Source organism: Streptomyces sp. NPDC001156 (assembly GCF_053598275.1).
In genome coordinates, this window is the sequence record NZ_JBSFJX010000050.1 from 25,390 (window position 1) to 41,566 (window position 16,177).

The following is a 16,177-nucleotide window of genomic DNA, read 5'->3' on the forward strand; positions in this document are numbered from 1 at the left end:
GAGGACCCTCAGTGGCCGGGCACGTATCCACGATTCTTGTCGACCACATTCACAAGTGGTTCGCCTGCCGCCCAGCGCTCGTACAGCGCGACGAACTGCGCGCCGAGCTCATCGCGCCAGCCGGCCGTGTCGCCGCTCATGTGGGGGGACACGAGCAGGCCCGGAACACGCCACAACGGGCTGTCGGAGCCGAGTGGTTCGTGCCGGAAGACATCGAGGGCCGCGCCCGCGATCCACCGTTTCGTCAACGCCTCGGCGAGTGCGTCCTCGTCCACGAGCTGCCCGCGCCCGACGTTGATGAAGCGCGCGGAGGGCTGCATGACACCGAAGCGCCGGGCGTCGAACATGCCGTACGTCTGCTGCGTCAGCGGCGCCGCCGCGATCACCCAGTCGGCGCGGGTCAGCAGCCGGTCGAGGTCGGCCGGGCCGTGGATGCCGGTGCGCGGGACGCGGCCCACGACAGCCGTCGTGACGTCGAGCGCCTTGAGCGTACGGGCGATCGTCCGCCCGATCGGCCCGGAGCCGACCACGCACGCGCGGGTGCCCGCGAGCCGCGTCGTGTCGCGGTGCCGCCACTCCCGCTCCCGTTGCAGCTCCCAGGTCCGCGGCAGGTCCTTGGCCAGCGCGAGGACGAGCGCGGCCACGTATTCGGCGACCGGCTGGTCGAAGACGCCGCGCGCGTTCGTCACCACCGTGTCGGACGCGGCGAGTTCGGGGCACATCAGGTGGTCCACGCCCGCGCTGGCCGTGTGCACCCAGCGCGGCCTGCGGCCCGTACCGGGCCAGGCGTCGCGCACCGCCCGAGAGGTGAAGTCCCAGACGAGCAGCACGTCCGCGTGCGGCAGCCGTTCGGCGAGCGTCGAGGCGTCCGCGTGCTCGATCCGCACCCGGCCGGTCAGCCGGCCGAGGCGGGGCAGTGGCTCGGCGTCCAGGACGAGCAGGGTCGGGCGGCCGGGCGGGGGAGCGGTCATGCGGCACCCGTGTCCTCGATCGGCACCGGCCGACGGTGCCGACCGGGTGTCTGACATGCGCGGATGGACCACCGTCGCACCGGAACCCGGCGCCGTCAACACGCACGCCGTGCCCCGCACGCCGTCGCTTCGGCGTTAGCCGCCCGCTCCTGAGGGAAGGCGCCGTAACACGTCGCGGCCTATGTCCTCTCGGCCAACCAGGTGAGGATGTGGGCGGGGCTCGGCGTCATCTGGGTACCCGGGTGACGGGACCCCGTCAGGCTCTTCTGGGGGCCCGCTGTCACGCCCTCGAGGGCAGTGGCGGAGAGACAGAGCACCATGGACCCGCACCGCCGGAAGAACAGGAAGGTTCGGCATGACCGCACTTGGATTCCTCTACCCGGGCCACTCCGCGGAGGACGACTATCCACGCATCGAGCAGCTGCTGGCCAGCGACATCCGGGTGGACCTCGTGCACACCGACACCGGTCAGGGCGCGCTGCGGGAGATCGGCTCGCCGGAGCGGCTCGCGTCGGGCGTGGAGGAACTGCGCCTCGCGGGCGCCGAGGCGGTGGTGTGGGCCTCCACCAGCGGAAGCTTCGTGCACGGCTGGGAGGGAGCCCACGAGCAGGTGCGCGCTCTCGCCCGCACGGCCGGGATGCCTGCCTCCTCCACCTCGTTCGCCTTCGTGCACGCCGTGCGGGAGCTCGACGCGCGGCGCGTGGCCGTCGCGGCGACCTACCCGGACGATGTGGCGGACCTGTTCGCCGGGTTCCTGCGGGCGGCCGGTGTGGAGGTGGTCTCGGTCCGATCCGCGGGCGGCGCCACGGCGGCGGAGACGGCCGGCTGGGGCGCGAAGGAGGTACTGGCGCTCGCCCAGGAGGGTGATCACGCAGGTGCCGACGCGGTTCTGCTCCCCGACACGGCGCTGCACACGGCGGCGCATCTGACGCTCCTGGAGAAGGAACTGGCCAAGCCGGTCCTCACGGCGAACCAGGTCACGGTGTGGGAGGCCCTGCGCCTGGTGGACCGCCGTGTGAATGCCCCCCGCCTCGGGGCCCTGTTCACCAGGGAGCCGATCGTCCAGGTGTGACGCCCCGGCCCCGGGCGGTGACCGGGAATAACCAGGGATTGCCCCCTGTTGTGGCGCCTGAGTCGCGACCCAGACGCAGGAGGCAGTTCGGTGCAGGAGATCCGAGGTTCGGCGCAGGGCACGGCGCCCGTCCCCCTGTCCGTACTCGACCTGGTCACGGTCGGTGCGGGGAGTACCGCCACCGACGCGCTCCGTACCAGTGTCGAGCTCTCCCGGCTCGCGGAGTCCCGGGGATTCCACCGGTACTGGATCGCCGAGCACCACTCCATGCCGGGCGTGGCCTCCTCTTCTCCTGCCGTGATCCTCGCCCACCTCGCCGCGCACACGGACCGCATCCGGCTCGGCTCGGGCGGGGTGATGCTGCCCAACCACGCACCGCTGGTCATCGCGGAGCAGTTCGGCACGCTTGAGGCGATGGCACCCGGCCGCGTCGACCTGGGTCTGGGGCGCGCCCCCGGCACGGACGGCGCCACCGCCGCCGCGCTGCGCCGCACCGACCGGCTGAACGAGGGAGCCGACGACTTCCCTCAGCAGCTGGTCGAGCTGACCCGCTTCCTCGACGACGACTTCCCGGACGGCCATCCGTACGCCCGTATCCACGCGGTGCCCGGCCCCGTCCAGGCCACCTCCCCCGGTGGCGTCCAGTCCCCGCACCGGCCGCCGATCTGGCTGCTCGGCTCCTCCGGCTTCAGCGCCCGGCTGGCCGGCATGCTCGGCCTGCCCTTCGCCTTCGCGCACCACTTCTCGGCGCAGAACACCATCCCGGCGCTCGACCTGTACCGCGAGTCCTTCCGCCCGTCCGAGGTCCTCGATACGCCGTACGCCCTCATCGGCGTCGCCGCCCTCGCCACCGACGACGAGAAGGAGGCCCGCCGCCAGGTGAGGGCCGCCGCCCTGAACATGCTCCGGCTGCGCATGGGCCGTCCCGGGCTCGTTCCCACCCCGCAGGAGGCGGAGGCGTACGAATTCGGGCCGCTGGAGCAGGAGTTCTTCGAGAGCTGGAGCGCGAACGTCATTCATGGCACGCCGGACGAGGTCCGCTCCGGCCTGGACGGTCTGCAGAAGCGCACCGGCGCCGACGAGTTGATGATCACGTCGAACGCCCACGGCGGCGACGTACGGGTGCGCTCCTACGAACTGATCGCCGACGCCTACGGGTTGCCGACCGCCTGAGCGCGGGCGGAGGGCCGGCCTCGGGGTCAGGGCCGCGCACGGTCGGTCCGCGGCGCAGGGAGCCGGACGGGCCGGGAACCGCGGGTCGGCGCCCTCCCCGTCACGAAGGGCGGCAGGCCTCCTCGACCAGCTCGGAGATGCGGTCGGGTGGCACAGGCCGTGAGTACAGCCACCCCTGACCGGTGTCGCAGCCGATCCGGCGCAGCCGGGTGGCCTGCGCGGACGTCTCCACGCACTCGGCGGTGACCGTCAGGCCCAGCCGGTGCGCGAGCTGGATCATGGCCTCGACGATGATCTCGTCGGCGGGGTTCGGACGGTCGCCCGTGCCCTCGTACTGGAAACCCCGGACGAACGAGCCGTCCAGTTTCAGCACCGACACCGGCAGCCGACTGAGGTAGGCGAGGTTCGAGTAGCCGGTGCCGAAGTCGTCGATGGCGATCCGCACCCCCATGTCGCTGAGTGCCTGGAGTGCCTGGAGCGGGCGGCCCGACGAGCCCATGACGGCCGACTCGGTCAGCTCCAACTGCAGCAGGTGCGGGGCGAGTCCGGTCTCCGTGAGTGTGCCGGCCACGTCGGCCACCAGGTCGGAGTCCCACACCTGACGCACCGCCACGTTCACACTGACGAAGATCGGCGGCTCGTCCGGGCGTTGCAGCTGCCAGCGGCGCGCCTGACCGCATGCCGTCCTCAGCACCCAGCGGCCGAGCTGGACGATCGAGCCGTCCTCCTCCGCCAGTCCGATGAACCGATTCGGCGTCAGCGTGCCGAACTGGGGGTGATGCCAGCGCACCAGTGCCTCCACCCCGCGCACGCGCTCGTCCTCCATCCCCACGAGCGGCTGGTACTCCAGGGCGAACTCGCCCCGTTCGATCGCCGGACGCAGGCCGGAGGAGAGGGCCTGACGGGTCATGCGGTGGGCGTTGCGCTCGGGGTCGAAGAGGGTCCAGCGGGACTTGCCGTCGGCCTTCGCCCAGTACAGCGTCGTGTCGGCGGCCTGCATCAGACCCGTCGCCGTCGTCCCGGCCGCGTGCCGCTCCACGACGCCGATGGACGCCGACACGGACAGTCGCTGCCCGGACAGGTCGAACGGCGCCTGGAGTGCTTTCAGCACCGACCCGGCCAGTTCGGCGAGCTGGTCGGTACCTGTCGAGTCCTCGACGAGCAGTGCGAATTCGTCACCGCCCAGCCTGGCCACCAGGGGAGTGACCGCCCGCGCCTGGCCGGCCTCGTCCGCGCAGCGCGTCAGCCGCTCCGCCACGGCCGCGAGCAGCCGGTCGCCGACCCGGTGGCCGAGCGTGTCGTTGACAGCCTTGAACCCGTCGAGGTCCAGGTAGCACAGCCCGATCCGGCCCGTCCCGCTCTCCTCGTACGCCTCTGCCTCGAGCGCGGCCGACAGACGTTCGAAGAACAGTGTGCGGTTGGGCAGCCGGGTCACCGGGTCGTGCATCTGCAAGTGCCTGAGCTGCGCCTGGAGTTCGCGGCGGGCGTTGATGTCGGTGACCGAGAGCAGGACGGCCTGCTCCGTCTGGGGCAGCGGGGTGACGGTCACCTGGACCCAGAGCGAATGCCCGTCGGGATGTTTGAGCCGGCGCGTGCAGCGCAGCCGGGCCTGGCGCCCGCGCAGCACCTCGCGGAAGGCGTGCCAGGTGCGGGCGTCCGAGGACAGGTCCACCAGATCGGCGGCGACCTTCCCGAGCAGTCCCTCGGCGGCGGTGCCCAGCAGCGATCCCATCCCCTCGTTGGCGGTGACGACCAGCCCCTCCCGGTCGACGACCGCCATGGCGAGCGGCGCGGCGGCGAAGGCGGCGAACAGGGGATCCGCGGCACGGGGCGACGGCGGTGGATCGGTGGCCGACGGGACAGGACGCACGTCGGCGAGGAGCGGTGGCTGGGACGTACCGGATGGCATGGTCTCGTGACTGTCTGTGACGACCGGGCCGACGAGGTCTGCCGCGGGCGCCGGCCCTTCGGACGTTCCGCTCACCGCTCGCTCCCGCAGTGCACTCGTTCTTCGTACGGATCTCGTGGGTCTCGTCGGGGTCGACGGCCGCATGGCGAGCGACCGTACGAGCCGTGTCCGTGCAGGAAAGTGTGCCGATCATAGAGGCTGACTGGAGGGCCTTCCAGCCGCTGTCCAGCGTCCCGGGACGAGCACACGTCCTGACAGATCGTTTCTGCCCGCACCGGGCCCCGCTCTATCAGGCAGCCCTCGATTGTGACGTTGCGTGAGTGCTGGAGGCGCCGGACCGTCTCGGCCGCCCCCTCGAAAATCGTGCGCCGTTCTGCGCTCCCGCCCTGCACCGCCCCTCCCCGGTACTCGCGGTTCCCATCTGGCCTTTCCCCCACCTGACTGTGTCTCACCCTCCTGGGGCAGGCAAACAGGACATAGTCATACAAGTGCGACAAAGCTGGGTGCTGAGTTCCCGGATCCGCTCCCAGGAGGTCGACGTGCCATGCCCGCTGCCCCTCGTGGGGCCAATCCGGGACGCCCTGCAGAAGTCCGCCCGGTTCGGGGCGCCTGTCCTGCGCAGTGCCGCGTCCGTGGCAGCGGTGATGGTGGCGCTGGTGGCGACCTCGCTCATCACGGGGCCCGCGCTCGCCGACCCGACGGCGGCACCCTGTGAGCTCACGCGCAGCCAGGCACACCACTCGGAAGGCCTCGACACCTGGAACGCCGCGTATGCGCGTCCTGTCCGCCCGTTGGACGCGGTCATGATCTTCCTGTCCTTCCCGGACGCGAAGCCGGTGACCAAGCCGGCCCAGTTGACCGCGGACTACTTCCCGGCCACCAGCCGCTTCTTCGAGCGTGCCTCCTACGGCCGGTTCACGGTGCGCCCGCATCCGCTGAACCGCTGGATCCGGATGCCCCACCCGTCGGCCTGGTACGCGATGAAACGCGACTGGGACCCCGGGCACCGGGCCGCGTATCTGCGTGACGCCATCGCCGTGTCGGACAAGTACGTCGACTTCTCGCGCTTCCCCGTCGTGTACCTCGTGGCCGATCCGGACGCACCCGGAGTCGACTCGGACGCCACGAAGGTGGTCAACCTCGACTCACCGCTGCACGCCGACGGCACGGACATCCAGCGGGTGGTCACGGTCTTCGAGAAGCACCCGCCGGACCGGCTCGTCCTCGCCCATGAGACGGGCCATGTCTTCGACCTGCCCGACCTGTACCACCGCCCGGTCGACGGCAAGGGTGACTGGGACACCTATGTCGGCGACTGGGACCTCATGGGCAGCCAGTTCGGACTCGCGCCCGACCTGTTCGCCTGGCACAAGTGGAAGCTGGGCTGGCTGGACCCGAGCCAAGTCGTGTGCGTCCGGAGCGCGGACACGCGGCTGACGCTGGAGGCCCTGGAGGCGGGGCCGACCGGGGTACCGCAGGTGCCGGTGAACGCGACCACCGTCCGCGCGGCCGGGATGACGGGCGCGGCGGGCAGCGCCGCCGCGCAGGTACCGGGCGCCGGTTACGAGGCGTTCGGTTCGGGGCGCGGCACCAAGCTGGCAGTCGTGCGGACGGGGCCCGACAGTGTGCTCGCCATCGAGGCGCGCGGGATGGTGGGCAACGATGTCGAGGCCTGCACGCAGGGCATCCTCCTCTACCGGGTCCGCGGTGCGACGGAGTCAGGCGGCGGCCCGATCGAGGTCGTCGACGCCCATCCGCGGACCTCGGCGTGCTGGGGCACCTCGGTCAATCCCGACCTCGCGGACGCGCCGGTGCAGGTCGGCGAGAGCTTCACGGTGCCGGGGGACGGAGTCCGGGTGGAGGTGGAGGACCGTACGCCGACCGGGGCGTGGACGGTACGGATCACGAGGAGCTGAGGAGGACACAACGGTGAGTGTGCCGGGTGGCGGGAGGGTCTCAGGGTGTGTGGAGGGCGGAGGTGGCGGTCGGGGTTCACGCTTTCCGCGCACTCGTCCCGCAGGCAGCGGGCGGTGGCCGCCGCAGGGCCCGGACGGGGATGTGGGTGGCGAAGCCCTCACCACGCGCGGCGCAGCCGCGTAAAAACAACGATGGCGAGCCAGGTTCGCGCTGTCCGCGAACACGACTCGCCATCGCCATCGTGCGCCGCCAGGGACTCGAACCCCGGACCCGCTGATTAAGAGTCAGCTGCTCTAACCAACTGAGCTAGCGGCGCCTGCTGACGTCGTAGACCTTAGCATCCTGGTCCGTGGGAGGAAAAATCGATATCCGTACGGCAGTGGAGGCCGACGTGCGGGCCGCGCGGACCGCTGCCCAGAGGAAGATCTCCGGGCCGGGAAGCCAGGGGTGGCGGGTGTCGGGCGCCGCCAGCCAGCGGGATTCCGGGCGGGGAGTGGCGGGTACGACGGGTCGGACGGCGGGCACGGTCACCGCATCACCGGGGCCGTGACAGAGCAGCGGGGGAATCGGGTGGGCACGGCCGCCCCACTCCTCCCAGTCGAGCAGTGCCGGCAGTCGGCGTGCCGTGCCCGGCGCCGCGAACAGCAGCATCCGGCCCCGGTGCGCGGCCACGGGCCCGGAGCCCGGCCCCTCGTCCCAGAGCCGGTCGAGCATCCGGCGCCCGAAGATCGCGGGAGCGTTCACCACGTCGAACGCGACACCGCAGGGCAGAACCACCGGCGCGGTGGGGCGCTCGGCCCAGTGCGCGAGGGCGCTCCGGGGATACGTTCCTGCCGAGGCGAGCCAGGCGGCGCCCTCCGAGGTGACCCCGGAGACGTCGAACCGGTCGGAGAGGGGTGCGCGGAAGGGTGCGGGCAACGGCGTTCGGCTGCTCATACCGTCTTGTCTACCGGCAGTGAGCGAACCGTCTCGGCGAGTTGCGGAAAATCGGGACGGGAGGGGGCAGGGCGGAGTATTGTGCCGCACGGCATATGCCAAATGATCATTCGTGCGGCGGCGAGAGCGGACCCGGGTGGACCGGGGACCCAGTCCCCGGCTCAGCCCAGGCTCTCCGGCCCGCTCGCCTCGGCGCCGCGCAGCAGGTCCCGGCCGAACTCCACCATCTTCTTCGCGTAGTCCTCGGTCCACTCCGCCTGCTCGCCGATCGCCGCGGGCGTCAGCCGGTCGAAGCGGCGCGGATCGGCCAGCTGGGCCGCGGCGATCGCCTGGTACTCGGCCGCCCGGTCCGCCGCCGCGCGAAACGCCTGGGTCAGCTCCGTGGCCCGCGCGAGCAGTGCCCGCGGGTCGTCGATCGACTCCAGGTCGAAGAAGTGTTCCGGGTCGGAGGCCGCCTCCGCGGGCTCGAAGAGCAGGGGCGCGGGGCGTAGCCGCGGCTCGTTCCGACGCGGCGTGGGCTCCGACATGTCTTCTCCTCCTCGTACGGTTCGGGTGGCGCCGTCATTTGGTTGGGCCACCGTCCATTGTCTCGCGACGCCGCAAGGGCGCGGGGGGTGCGGGGACACCACCGCCCCGCGCTCCCCCCGCCGCACGTCATCCGCAGTCTCAAGGCCGCCGGGTCACATGATGTTCCCGGCCGCCCGGAAGTCGTCACGAGCGTCGGCCTTCGCACTGGTCAGGACCGTCGTCCGGCCAGGCCTCCCCGAGGGTCAGGACTGCCGGCCCGGCCTGTGTCACGCCGGACGCGGCCAGGCGTTCCCGGGTTACGCCGTCAGGGGCGCCACGCCACGCGATGCTCCGCCAGATGGGACAGCACCGCGTGATTCGCCTCCCAGCCGTCCGGGAACTTCACCGTCACCCCCAGCTGCACGGGCTCCGTGGAAGGATGGTCGTCCAGCAGCTCCGACACCCCCGCCCGGCACACCACGATGCATGCGTGGCGGTGCCGGGACGCCAGTACGCACAGCCGCCCGGTCTCCAGATGGAACGCCGTGGCGTCCGGGCGCCCCGACAGCGGATGCAGCACCACCGTCACATCGAACTCCCGGCCCTGGAGCCGGTTGGCCGTGTCCACCGTCACGTCCCGCACGCCGAGGTCCGCCAGCGCCGAGCGCACCGCGGCCGCCTGGTCCCGGTGCGCCGTGCCGACGGCGATCCTGTCCGCGGTGAGCGGCATCGGCTCCCCGGCCCGCTCCGAGACCGCCGCCCCGCCCCGGTCCAGCAGCCGCCGTACGACCGTCGCGACCGCCCGCACCGCCTCGGGGTCCGTGCGCGGGGTGTGCCGGGCAGGCAGCTCCAGCAGCCCCCAGCCGGTCTCGGCCGCCTCGTCGATCACCCGGTCGGGCCCGGAGCCGTCGGACGCCACTGCGAAGCCGAGCCGCCGGTCCCCGTGATCGGTTCCGCTGCGGAACGGCGTGTACGGATAGAACGCGTGCGACACGAGCGGCGCCGCGGAGGCCGGGAGCCGCCAGGACACCGGGAGCCGGTGCTGCGGTAGCTCTGGATTGTGGGCCAGGAGCGTGGTCACCGCGGACGCGGACGGGTCGTACGACAGGCCCGCCCACTGCTCGGCACCGACGACCGAGAACGGGTCCAGCTGTCCGGGGTCCCCGACGAACAGTGCCCGTTCGAACAGGCCGGCCACCGCCAGCAGTGCGTCCGAACGCATCTGGTACGCCTCGTCGACGATGGCGTGCCCCCACGGCTCGACATCCTTCACGTGGGCCCACTTGGCGGCGGTCGAGATGACGACGTCGAGGCCTGCCAGATCGGCCGCCTTCGTCGACTTCCGGACGTGTGGAAGATCGTCGAGAGCCCGGTCGTAGGGGTCCGGGTCGCTGCTGTGCAGCCGGCCGACCGGCAGACCCGGATCCTTCTCCGCGAGCCGCACCACCAGGTCGTCGACCTGTGCGTTGGTCTGCGCGATCACCATCAACGGCCGGCCGGCCGCCGCCAGTTCCAGCGCGGCGCGGACCACGAGCGTCGACTTTCCCGCGCCCGGCGGCGAGTCGACGACGACCCCGCGGTGCGTGCCGTGCAGCGTGTCGCGCAGGATCGCCTCGGTGGCCCGGGCGGCCGCGCTCCCCGGATCGAAGGCGCTGCCCGGCTGGGCGAACACGGTCACAGGACGTCCTCCTCGGTCACCGGATCCGGCAGCGGCAGTGCCCCCGCTTCGCCCGGCGGCCCGCCGTGCGTCCAGGGCGTCTCCTCGGGCTCGGGCAGCTTCGCCCCGCCGCGCTGCTCGTGCTCGAACAGCGTGAAGCACACATGGTCGCCCTTCTCGGGCACGGACCCGGCCTCGGGTTCCTTGCCGCGGCCCATCTTGTCGACGATGCGCAGGACCACCATGCCGCCGCCGCCCCCGTCGCTTCCCTCGTCGTGCCGCCCCTCGTGCTGCCCTTCGTATCCGACGAACTCGGCCCCCTGGGGCTTCCCGCCGAGCGAGCGGTACACCTTCGAGCGCTCCCCGAGATGCGGCCGGTCCTCGGTCCGTACGGTCACCAGCGGGCGCGGGCTCGGCCGCTTGCCTTCGCTGTACGTCATCACGACGTCCGTGACCTCGCCCGCGAACGCCTCCCCGGTCAGCCGCCGCCCGGCCATGACCAGCGGATCGTCGAGTGCCTGCTGGGCGTCCAGCCGGGCCTGTTCGCGCTCGCGGGTGGCGAGTTTGTTCGCCGCCGTGACCGCGTCGTCGCGGCGTGGCTGCGGCGGTTCCCCGGCGGCGACGCGGTCCCGGTGGCCGGTGAACGACCAGCGGTCGCGGGTCCACCGCTCCGCGACGTGCGCGCCCTCTGGCAGGGCACGCAGCAGGTCGAGGCCGTGCCACACCGCGTCCCAGGTCGGACGCGTCCGGCTCTCGACGAGGGCGCGGATCTCGCGCTCGGCTGCGGTGAGTTCGGCGAACCTGTCGTCCGCCTCGACACCGTCCTCGGCGGTGGCCAGCCGCGTCCGCGCGCGGTCGTACCGCTCGATGGCCGGGGCGAGCAGCTTGTTGTCGAAGGCCGGGTCGGTGGCGGGGCCCGCCGGTGGGCACAGCAACTGGCCGTGCGTGTCCCGCGCCAGCTCCGCCCGGAGCGCCGCTTCCGCGCCCGTGGCGCTCTGCGGCGGGTCGATCCACGCGAGCAGCGCGCCCAGATGCTGGTCCTCGAGCCCGGACTGACCGGTCGCCCAGTGCTGCGTCAGTACATCGGTGACCGAGAGCAGCAACGAGGAGCCCGGGACCCGGGAGCGCTCCTCGAGGTGGGTGAGCCAGCGGCCGAGCAGCGGCACCCGCGGGGGCGCCGGGTGCGGGGTCTCGGGGTCCTGTTCGGCGGTGCGGCGGAACCGCGTGGAGCGCCCCAGCAGCCGTACGAAGTCGATGCCCGCCCGGCTCGGCACGATCAACTGCGGGCTGTCCGCACACAGGTCGACCTCGACCTTGACCCGCTTGCCGGTCTCCGGGTCGGTCTCGGTGCGCTCGGCGGCCTCGACCGCCTCGGCGTACCCGTCGATGTACGGCAGGACGAGGTCGGCGAGGTCGGCGAGGAAGGCGAACCTGAGGTCCCGGTCGCGCGGCTGCGGCACCACGAGCAGCCGGGGCGCGTCCCGGTCGGTGCCGACGAGCGCTCCGAGCGGCGCACCGGCCTCGCCCGCGGTGGTCAGCGGCACGAAGACGAGGGGGCGCTCCGACAGGTGCCGGTGCCGGACCGTGGCCGTGGGCTGGGCACGGCCGGACCGCACGGCCTCCAGGCGGGCGAGCGTGGCGATCAGTGACATACGGCGCCCTCCCGCGCGGCGAGCGCCTCCGTCCGCAGCCGCGCCGCCCGGCGCAGGGCCGCCACCGCCGGGTCGTCCGGGTCTCCCGCTGTGCCGTGGGCGGCGGCCAGTACCTCGTCCACCGTGGTCAGTCCGCCCAGCTCGGCCCGCAGCGAGCGGCCGTAGGACGTCACCGCGCCCTCGGCCCGTGAGCGGCTGCGGCAGTGGAAGGCCAGTTCACAGGCGGCCAGGCACTCGGGTGCATAGGTCGCCGGGACCGACTCCACGGCGGCCGTCAGCTTTTCCTGCGGGAGGTCGGGCGCGAAGCACGTGCCGCCGGGGAGGCCGTCCGCGATCTCCTCGATCCGGGTGAGCCGGGTCAGCTGGCGCCGGGTGACCGCGCGCTGTTTGCGGATGTCGACAGGGGACGCGGCCGGCAGGTTGGAGAAGTCCTTCGGGCACACCAGCAGGACCTGGTGGCGCACCTGCGCGGAGGCATGCCCCTCCGGCGTCGTGCCGAGGCGCGCCGCGACCGCCTCAAGCGCCAGCACGTACACCGCGGACTGCCGGGCGGCCGCCCCCACCTTCGCCGGGTCGGCCGATCCGTCCAGCAGCGGGAAGGACTTGATCTCCACGACGGTCCAGCTGCCGTCCGGATGCACCACCACCGCGTCCGGCTCCAGGAACGCGGGGGAGCCCGCCACGTCGAGGGCGAGCATGGGGTGGTCGAGCAGCGCCCAGCCGCGTGCCTCGGTGGCCTCGCGCAACGCCAGCGCCGTACGGGCGGCGCGGCCTTCGGGCCCTATCGCGGCGAGATCGGGAACCAGGGCTTTGCGCGGCGGCTCGGCGGTCGGGTCCAGCTTCTCGTGCACCAGCCGCAGCAGCTCGGCGCCGCCGTCCGCCTTGACCCTGGCCTCGAACGCGTTGCCCCGCATGAAGGCGAACTGGGACTGGCCGAACGCCGACGGGGCTCCCAGCGCATCGGCCAGCGACGACTTGTCCACCCCGGCGCCGTCGAGGAGCGCGCGGCGCCTGCACCCCGGGTTCGCGGCGAGCGCGGCCAGCGCGCGGGCGTCGAGCGCCTTCGGCGGTACGGCCGGGCCGCGCAGGTCAGCGAGCCGCTGCCGCAGCGCCGTCCCCCGCGTCCGCGGGGGAGGCACCCGGCCCGGCGCCCGGTGCGGTGCGGGAGATGCGCTGTCGGGGAATTCGCTCACCCGCCGAAGTCTGGCATCCAGCACTGACAATCGAGGAACTTGTGGTCGTAGAGGCGTCCGTGGCGGGGGCGGTCGCGGTCCGCAGCCGGGCGCGGACCGCGTCGGCCGCTCGCGTCATCGGCCGCGACAGCAGGAAGCCGGCGCCCATGACGGCGATGCCCGCGACCGCGTCGAGGAGGTAGTGGTTCCCGGTGCCCATCACCACGATCGCGGTCAGCGCCGGGTAGGCGACGCCCGCCACCTTGGCCCAGCGTGTGCGGCCGTATCGCCAGAGCATCACTCCGCACCACAGCGCCCAGCCGACGTGCAGACTCGGCATCGCCGCGTACTGGTTCGTCATGCCGCCGAGACCACGCGGCGCGCTCGCGTCGCCCGCCCACCAGCCGTACGAGCTGTACTGGGCCATCGTGTCGACGAAACCGTGGGCCGCGGACAGCAGCCGGGGCGGGCAGGTCGGCGTCAGCGTGAAGCCGACCAGGCCGATGAACGTGGAGGTCATCAACCAGGTCCGGGCCGCGCGGTAGTGCTCGGAGCGACGCCTGAACAGCCATACCAGGATCACCGGCGTCACCAGGTAGTGCAGTGACGCATACCAGAAGTCGGCCGGTATGCCGAGCCATGGCTCGCGGGTGAAGAGACGGTTCAGCGGGTTCTCGGCGTTGATACGGAGCACCTTCTCCAGGTGCAGTATCGCCTTGCCGTGCTCGACGGCGTCGTCGACGTCACCCCGGGCGAGCAGCCGGCCGGCCGAGTACGAGGCGTACACCAGCAGGATCAGGGGAAGTTCGGTCCACCAGCGCGGCCGGACCGGCGGGTTCACCCCGGTGCCTGGTGACTCGGCCTGCGGCATCCGATTCGCCCTCCCCCTTCTGCGCTGCTGCTCCCGGTGACCCGGTCGAGCCACTTTATGGTGTACGCGCCCATTCGTCAGGACGCGGCCCCGGCCCTCAAAGACGCAGAGATCTCCCACCGGGTTGCCCGTGAACGGGGTGCGCGATGATGGTGTGACTTCCTTGTTGTTTTCCTCTCGGTTCATCCCGGAAAGGACGCTCATGGCACCGCGCATCCTGCTGGCCCGGCACGGACAGACGGAGTGGTCTCTGTCCGGCAAGCACACCGGCAGGACCGACGTGCCGCTCCTGGAGGAGGGGCGACGGGGCGCCAAGCTCCTCGGCGAGCGGCTGAACCGGGCACCCTGGGACGGGCTGCCCGGAGTCGAGGTGCGCACGAGTCCGTTGGCACGCGCGCGTGAGACGTGCGAACTCGCCGGTTTCGGTGAGCGGGCGAGCGCCTGGGACGCACTGCTCGAGTGGGACTACGGCGCGTACGAGGGGATGACGCCGGCCGAGATCCAGGCGGGCCGGCCGGGCTGGCTCATCTGGCGCGACGGTGTCCCGGAGGGGGAGTCCCTGGCCGAGGTCTCCGCACGCGCGGACGAGGTCGTGTCCTGGGCCCGCTCGGCGGACCGGGACGTCCTGGTCTTCGCCCACGGCCACATCCTGCGCTCGCTGGGAGCGCGCTGGCTGGGGCTACCACTGGAGTTCGCCGCCCGCATACGACTCAACCCGACGTCACTGTCGGTGCTCGGATGGGCGTACGGGGAACCGGCGATCGAGTCGTGGAACGACTGCGGTCACCTCACGGCGTAGCCGTCGTCCTCACGGGATCCTGGGCAGCGCGGCATGGCGGTCCAGGAACGCCGACACGCCGGAGGTCCGGCGGTGGGGCAGCAGGACTCTCGCCGTGCCCGCCAGCATCGTCTGGATCCTGGACGACTGGACCTCGCCCAGCAGGTCGATGACGCGCTGTCCGGCCTGCGCCGCCTCGTCGGGGCGGCCTCCGCGGGCCAGGTCGTCGGCCAGCTCCGCCGTGTACAGGGCGATGTTCCGGGAGAAGTGCGGATCCTGAAGATGTGCGGCGCGCCGGGCGTGCCGGGCCGCGCGCGGCCAGTCGCCCAGCGTGGACCAGCACTGCGCCTCCAGGCCCTCGAGTTCGGCCTCGCCGTAGAACGTCATCCACTCGGGGTCCGCGTCCGACGTCCCGCGCTCGAACAGGGCTTGCGCCCTGACCAGCGCCTGCTCGCAGCCCGACCGGTCGGCGAGCCCGGCCCAGCCGCCCGCCTCCCGCAGGGCGAGCAGCGACATCAGGCGGTTCGAGCCGAGCGGACACGCGGCGCGCTGGGCCGCCTGCGCCGCCCGTACGGCCTCCCGCGGCCGTCCGGCGTCGCGCGCGAGGAACGCCGTGTTGCAGAACGCGTGGGCTTCCAAAGCCGGGTCCCCGGACATCCGGGCCGTGGCCAGCGCCTCCGCGTAGTGCGAGCGAGCGTCGTCGAAGCGTCCTGAGTCGTGGGCGAGCCAGCCGACCGAAATGGCCAGTTCCCCGGCGCCCGCGTACAGCCGGTCGGCCACGGCCTGCCGGGTCGTACCGGCGTCCAGCAGCGCGTACGCGGTGCGCAGCGGGGCGGCGGCACGCCGGTACAGACCGTCCGCGCCGTGCCGGTCGTCGAGCAGGCGGATCTTGCGTACGGCCTCTTCGAGCGCGCAGGCCTCGGACGAGCCCGTACGGTGGAGAGGGCGTTCGGCGGCCGCTGCGGTGCCGCCGAAGGTGAGCACCAGCGGGCTCAGGGAGGCGGCCGCCACTGTGAAGGTGCCGCCGGTCATGAATGCGCGACGTTGCACGTCGCTCTCCTCGTGGTTCTGTTCGTCGTACGCGCATGTGCCGTACGGCTCGTGCGTCTCGTAGGTATCTGGCGTTTCATACGTCTCGCCCGCCCCGCGCGTTTCACTCAGAGCGTACGGACGGCGGCCGGCGTGTGCGGGGGGCGCCTCGTCGGCGATGCGCGCCGCCCGGCCGCGTACGGCCGAGCGAGGTGCGAATCCCAGGTCCGTCAGCGTGCGACCGGGGAACATATGCAGGAACACCCGTTCGTAGGCGTAGTTGGGGCAACGGATCTCGCCCGCCTCCACCCGTCCGATGTACCGCGCGTCACAGCTGACCCGCTCACCGATCTCCATCGCGGCGCGTCGAACCGCCGCGGCGAACTCGCCGGGCGAGCGCTGTCCGCGCAGCTGCCGGAAGGCGAGGTTGGGCCGCGGTGGCCTGGGGTACTGGGACGTGGTCATGGTCGGGCCCTCTCGTGCGAACCGTCGAACCATGCCGGATTCGGGACGACTTGCCCGCGTGGTGACAG

13 protein-coding genes and 1 tRNA gene are annotated in these 16,177 nt (G+C 72.4%); 4 read left to right on the forward strand and 10 right to left on the reverse strand.

Annotated features, from left to right (window positions below; all coding sequences use genetic code 11):
- Window positions 1–8: 8 nt before the first annotated feature.
- Window positions 9–971, reverse strand: a complete 963-nt coding sequence (locus tag ACWDA7_RS23395) for a D-2-hydroxyacid dehydrogenase (protein ID WP_450606162.1) — start codon at window positions 969–971, stop codon at window positions 9–11.
- Between the two features lie 355 nt (window positions 972–1,326).
- Here ACWDA7_RS23395 and ACWDA7_RS23400 point away from each other — a divergent pair, with 355 nt between their 5' ends.
- Both ACWDA7_RS23400 and ACWDA7_RS23405 read left to right on the forward strand, forming a co-directional pair.
- Window positions 1,327–2,043, forward strand: coding sequence for a maleate cis-trans isomerase family protein (locus tag ACWDA7_RS23400; RefSeq protein WP_450606163.1), 717 nt, complete (start codon window positions 1,327–1,329; stop codon window positions 2,041–2,043).
- A gap of 90 nt (window positions 2,044–2,133) precedes the next feature.
- Window positions 2,134–3,216 carry an LLM class flavin-dependent oxidoreductase gene (locus tag ACWDA7_RS23405; protein WP_450606164.1) on the forward strand — a complete coding sequence of 361 codons (1,083 nt, stop codon included), beginning with the start codon at window positions 2,134–2,136 and terminating at the stop codon, window positions 3,214–3,216.
- Between the two features lie 100 nt (window positions 3,217–3,316).
- Here ACWDA7_RS23405 and ACWDA7_RS23410 read toward each other — a convergent pair whose 3' ends face one another.
- Entirely contained in the window at window positions 3,317–5,200 is a 1,884-nt protein-coding gene (locus ACWDA7_RS23410; protein WP_450606165.1) for a putative bifunctional diguanylate cyclase/phosphodiesterase, read from the reverse strand.
- Between the two features lie 464 nt (window positions 5,201–5,664).
- Between ACWDA7_RS23410 and ACWDA7_RS23415 the strand changes: the two genes are divergently transcribed.
- Window positions 5,665–7,041 carry a M6 family metalloprotease domain-containing protein gene (locus ACWDA7_RS23415; RefSeq protein ID WP_450606184.1) on the forward strand — a complete coding sequence of 459 codons (1,377 nt, stop codon included), beginning with the start codon at window positions 5,665–5,667 and terminating at the stop codon, window positions 7,039–7,041.
- Window positions 7,042–7,284: 243 nt separating this feature from the next.
- Here ACWDA7_RS23415 and ACWDA7_RS23420 read toward each other — a convergent pair.
- From ACWDA7_RS23420 to ACWDA7_RS23450, 7 genes are all read right to left on the reverse strand, one after another.
- Window positions 7,285–7,358, reverse strand: a tRNA-Lys gene (locus ACWDA7_RS23420).
- A complete protein-coding gene (locus ACWDA7_RS23425) occupies window positions 7,349–7,978 on the reverse strand; it encodes a bifunctional DNA primase/polymerase (protein WP_450606166.1) in 630 nt (209 codons plus the stop codon). The genes ACWDA7_RS23420 and ACWDA7_RS23425 overlap by 10 nt, the downstream gene beginning before the upstream one ends.
- Before the next feature lie 161 nt (window positions 7,979–8,139).
- On the reverse strand, window positions 8,140–8,505 hold the full coding sequence (locus tag ACWDA7_RS23430; protein ID WP_359391544.1) for a hypothetical protein: 366 nt from the start codon (window positions 8,503–8,505) through the stop codon (window positions 8,140–8,142).
- 305 nt (window positions 8,506–8,810) lie between these two features.
- Window positions 8,811–10,163 carry an AAA domain-containing protein gene (locus ACWDA7_RS23435; protein ID WP_450606167.1) on the reverse strand — a complete coding sequence of 451 codons (1,353 nt, stop codon included), beginning with the start codon at window positions 10,161–10,163 and terminating at the stop codon, window positions 8,811–8,813.
- Window positions 10,160–11,794: a hypothetical protein gene (locus tag ACWDA7_RS23440; RefSeq protein ID WP_450606168.1), complete on the reverse strand. Its 1,635-nt coding sequence runs from the start codon at window positions 11,792–11,794 to the stop codon at window positions 10,160–10,162. The genes ACWDA7_RS23435 and ACWDA7_RS23440 overlap by 4 nt, the downstream gene beginning before the upstream one ends.
- The gene (locus tag ACWDA7_RS23445; protein ID WP_450606185.1) at window positions 11,785–12,933 is read right to left on the reverse strand and encodes a hypothetical protein; all 1,149 of its coding nucleotides are present in this window, start codon (window positions 12,931–12,933) and stop codon (window positions 11,785–11,787) included. Before ACWDA7_RS23445 ends, ACWDA7_RS23440 begins: the two co-directional genes overlap by 10 nt.
- On the reverse strand, window positions 12,884–13,837 hold the full coding sequence (locus ACWDA7_RS23450; protein ID WP_450606169.1) for a phosphatase PAP2 family protein: 954 nt from the start codon (window positions 13,835–13,837) through the stop codon (window positions 12,884–12,886). The genes ACWDA7_RS23445 and ACWDA7_RS23450 overlap by 50 nt, the downstream gene beginning before the upstream one ends.
- A 202-nt stretch (window positions 13,838–14,039) precedes the next feature.
- Here ACWDA7_RS23450 and ACWDA7_RS23455 point away from each other — a divergent pair, with 202 nt between their 5' ends.
- Window positions 14,040–14,636: a histidine phosphatase family protein gene (locus ACWDA7_RS23455; RefSeq protein WP_450606170.1), complete on the forward strand. Its 597-nt coding sequence runs from the start codon at window positions 14,040–14,042 to the stop codon at window positions 14,634–14,636.
- A 9-nt stretch (window positions 14,637–14,645) separates the two neighbouring features.
- On the opposite strand, the gene ACWDA7_RS23460 is transcribed toward ACWDA7_RS23455, so the two are convergent.
- Window positions 14,646–16,109: a hypothetical protein gene (locus ACWDA7_RS23460; RefSeq protein WP_450606171.1), complete on the reverse strand. Its 1,464-nt coding sequence runs from the start codon at window positions 16,107–16,109 to the stop codon at window positions 14,646–14,648.
- Between the last annotated feature and the right edge of the window lie 68 nt (window positions 16,110–16,177).

Bases quoted from the DNA above. Each gene is read 5' to 3' on its own strand.
- ACWDA7_RS23440 (WP_450606168.1), bottom strand. From the start codon at position 11,794: ATGTCACTGATCGCCACGCTCGCCCGCCTGGAGGCCGTGCGGTCCGGC.
- ACWDA7_RS23400 (WP_450606163.1), top strand. From the start codon at position 1,327: ATGACCGCACTTGGATTCCTCTACCCGGGCCACTCCGCGGAGGACGAC.
- ACWDA7_RS23430 (WP_359391544.1), bottom strand. From the start codon at position 8,505: ATGTCGGAGCCCACGCCGCGTCGGAACGAGCCGCGGCTACGCCCCGCG.
- ACWDA7_RS23450 (WP_450606169.1), bottom strand. From the start codon at position 13,837: ATGCCGCAGGCCGAGTCACCAGGCACCGGGGTGAACCCGCCGGTCCGG.
- ACWDA7_RS23455 (WP_450606170.1), top strand. From the start codon at position 14,040: ATGGCACCGCGCATCCTGCTGGCCCGGCACGGACAGACGGAGTGGTCT.
- ACWDA7_RS23425 (WP_450606166.1), bottom strand. From the start codon at position 7,978: ATGAGCAGCCGAACGCCGTTGCCCGCACCCTTCCGCGCACCCCTCTCC.
- ACWDA7_RS23460 (WP_450606171.1), bottom strand. From the start codon at position 16,109: ATGACCACGTCCCAGTACCCCAGGCCACCGCGGCCCAACCTCGCCTTC.
- ACWDA7_RS23395 (WP_450606162.1), bottom strand. From the start codon at position 971: ATGACCGCTCCCCCGCCCGGCCGCCCGACCCTGCTCGTCCTGGACGCC.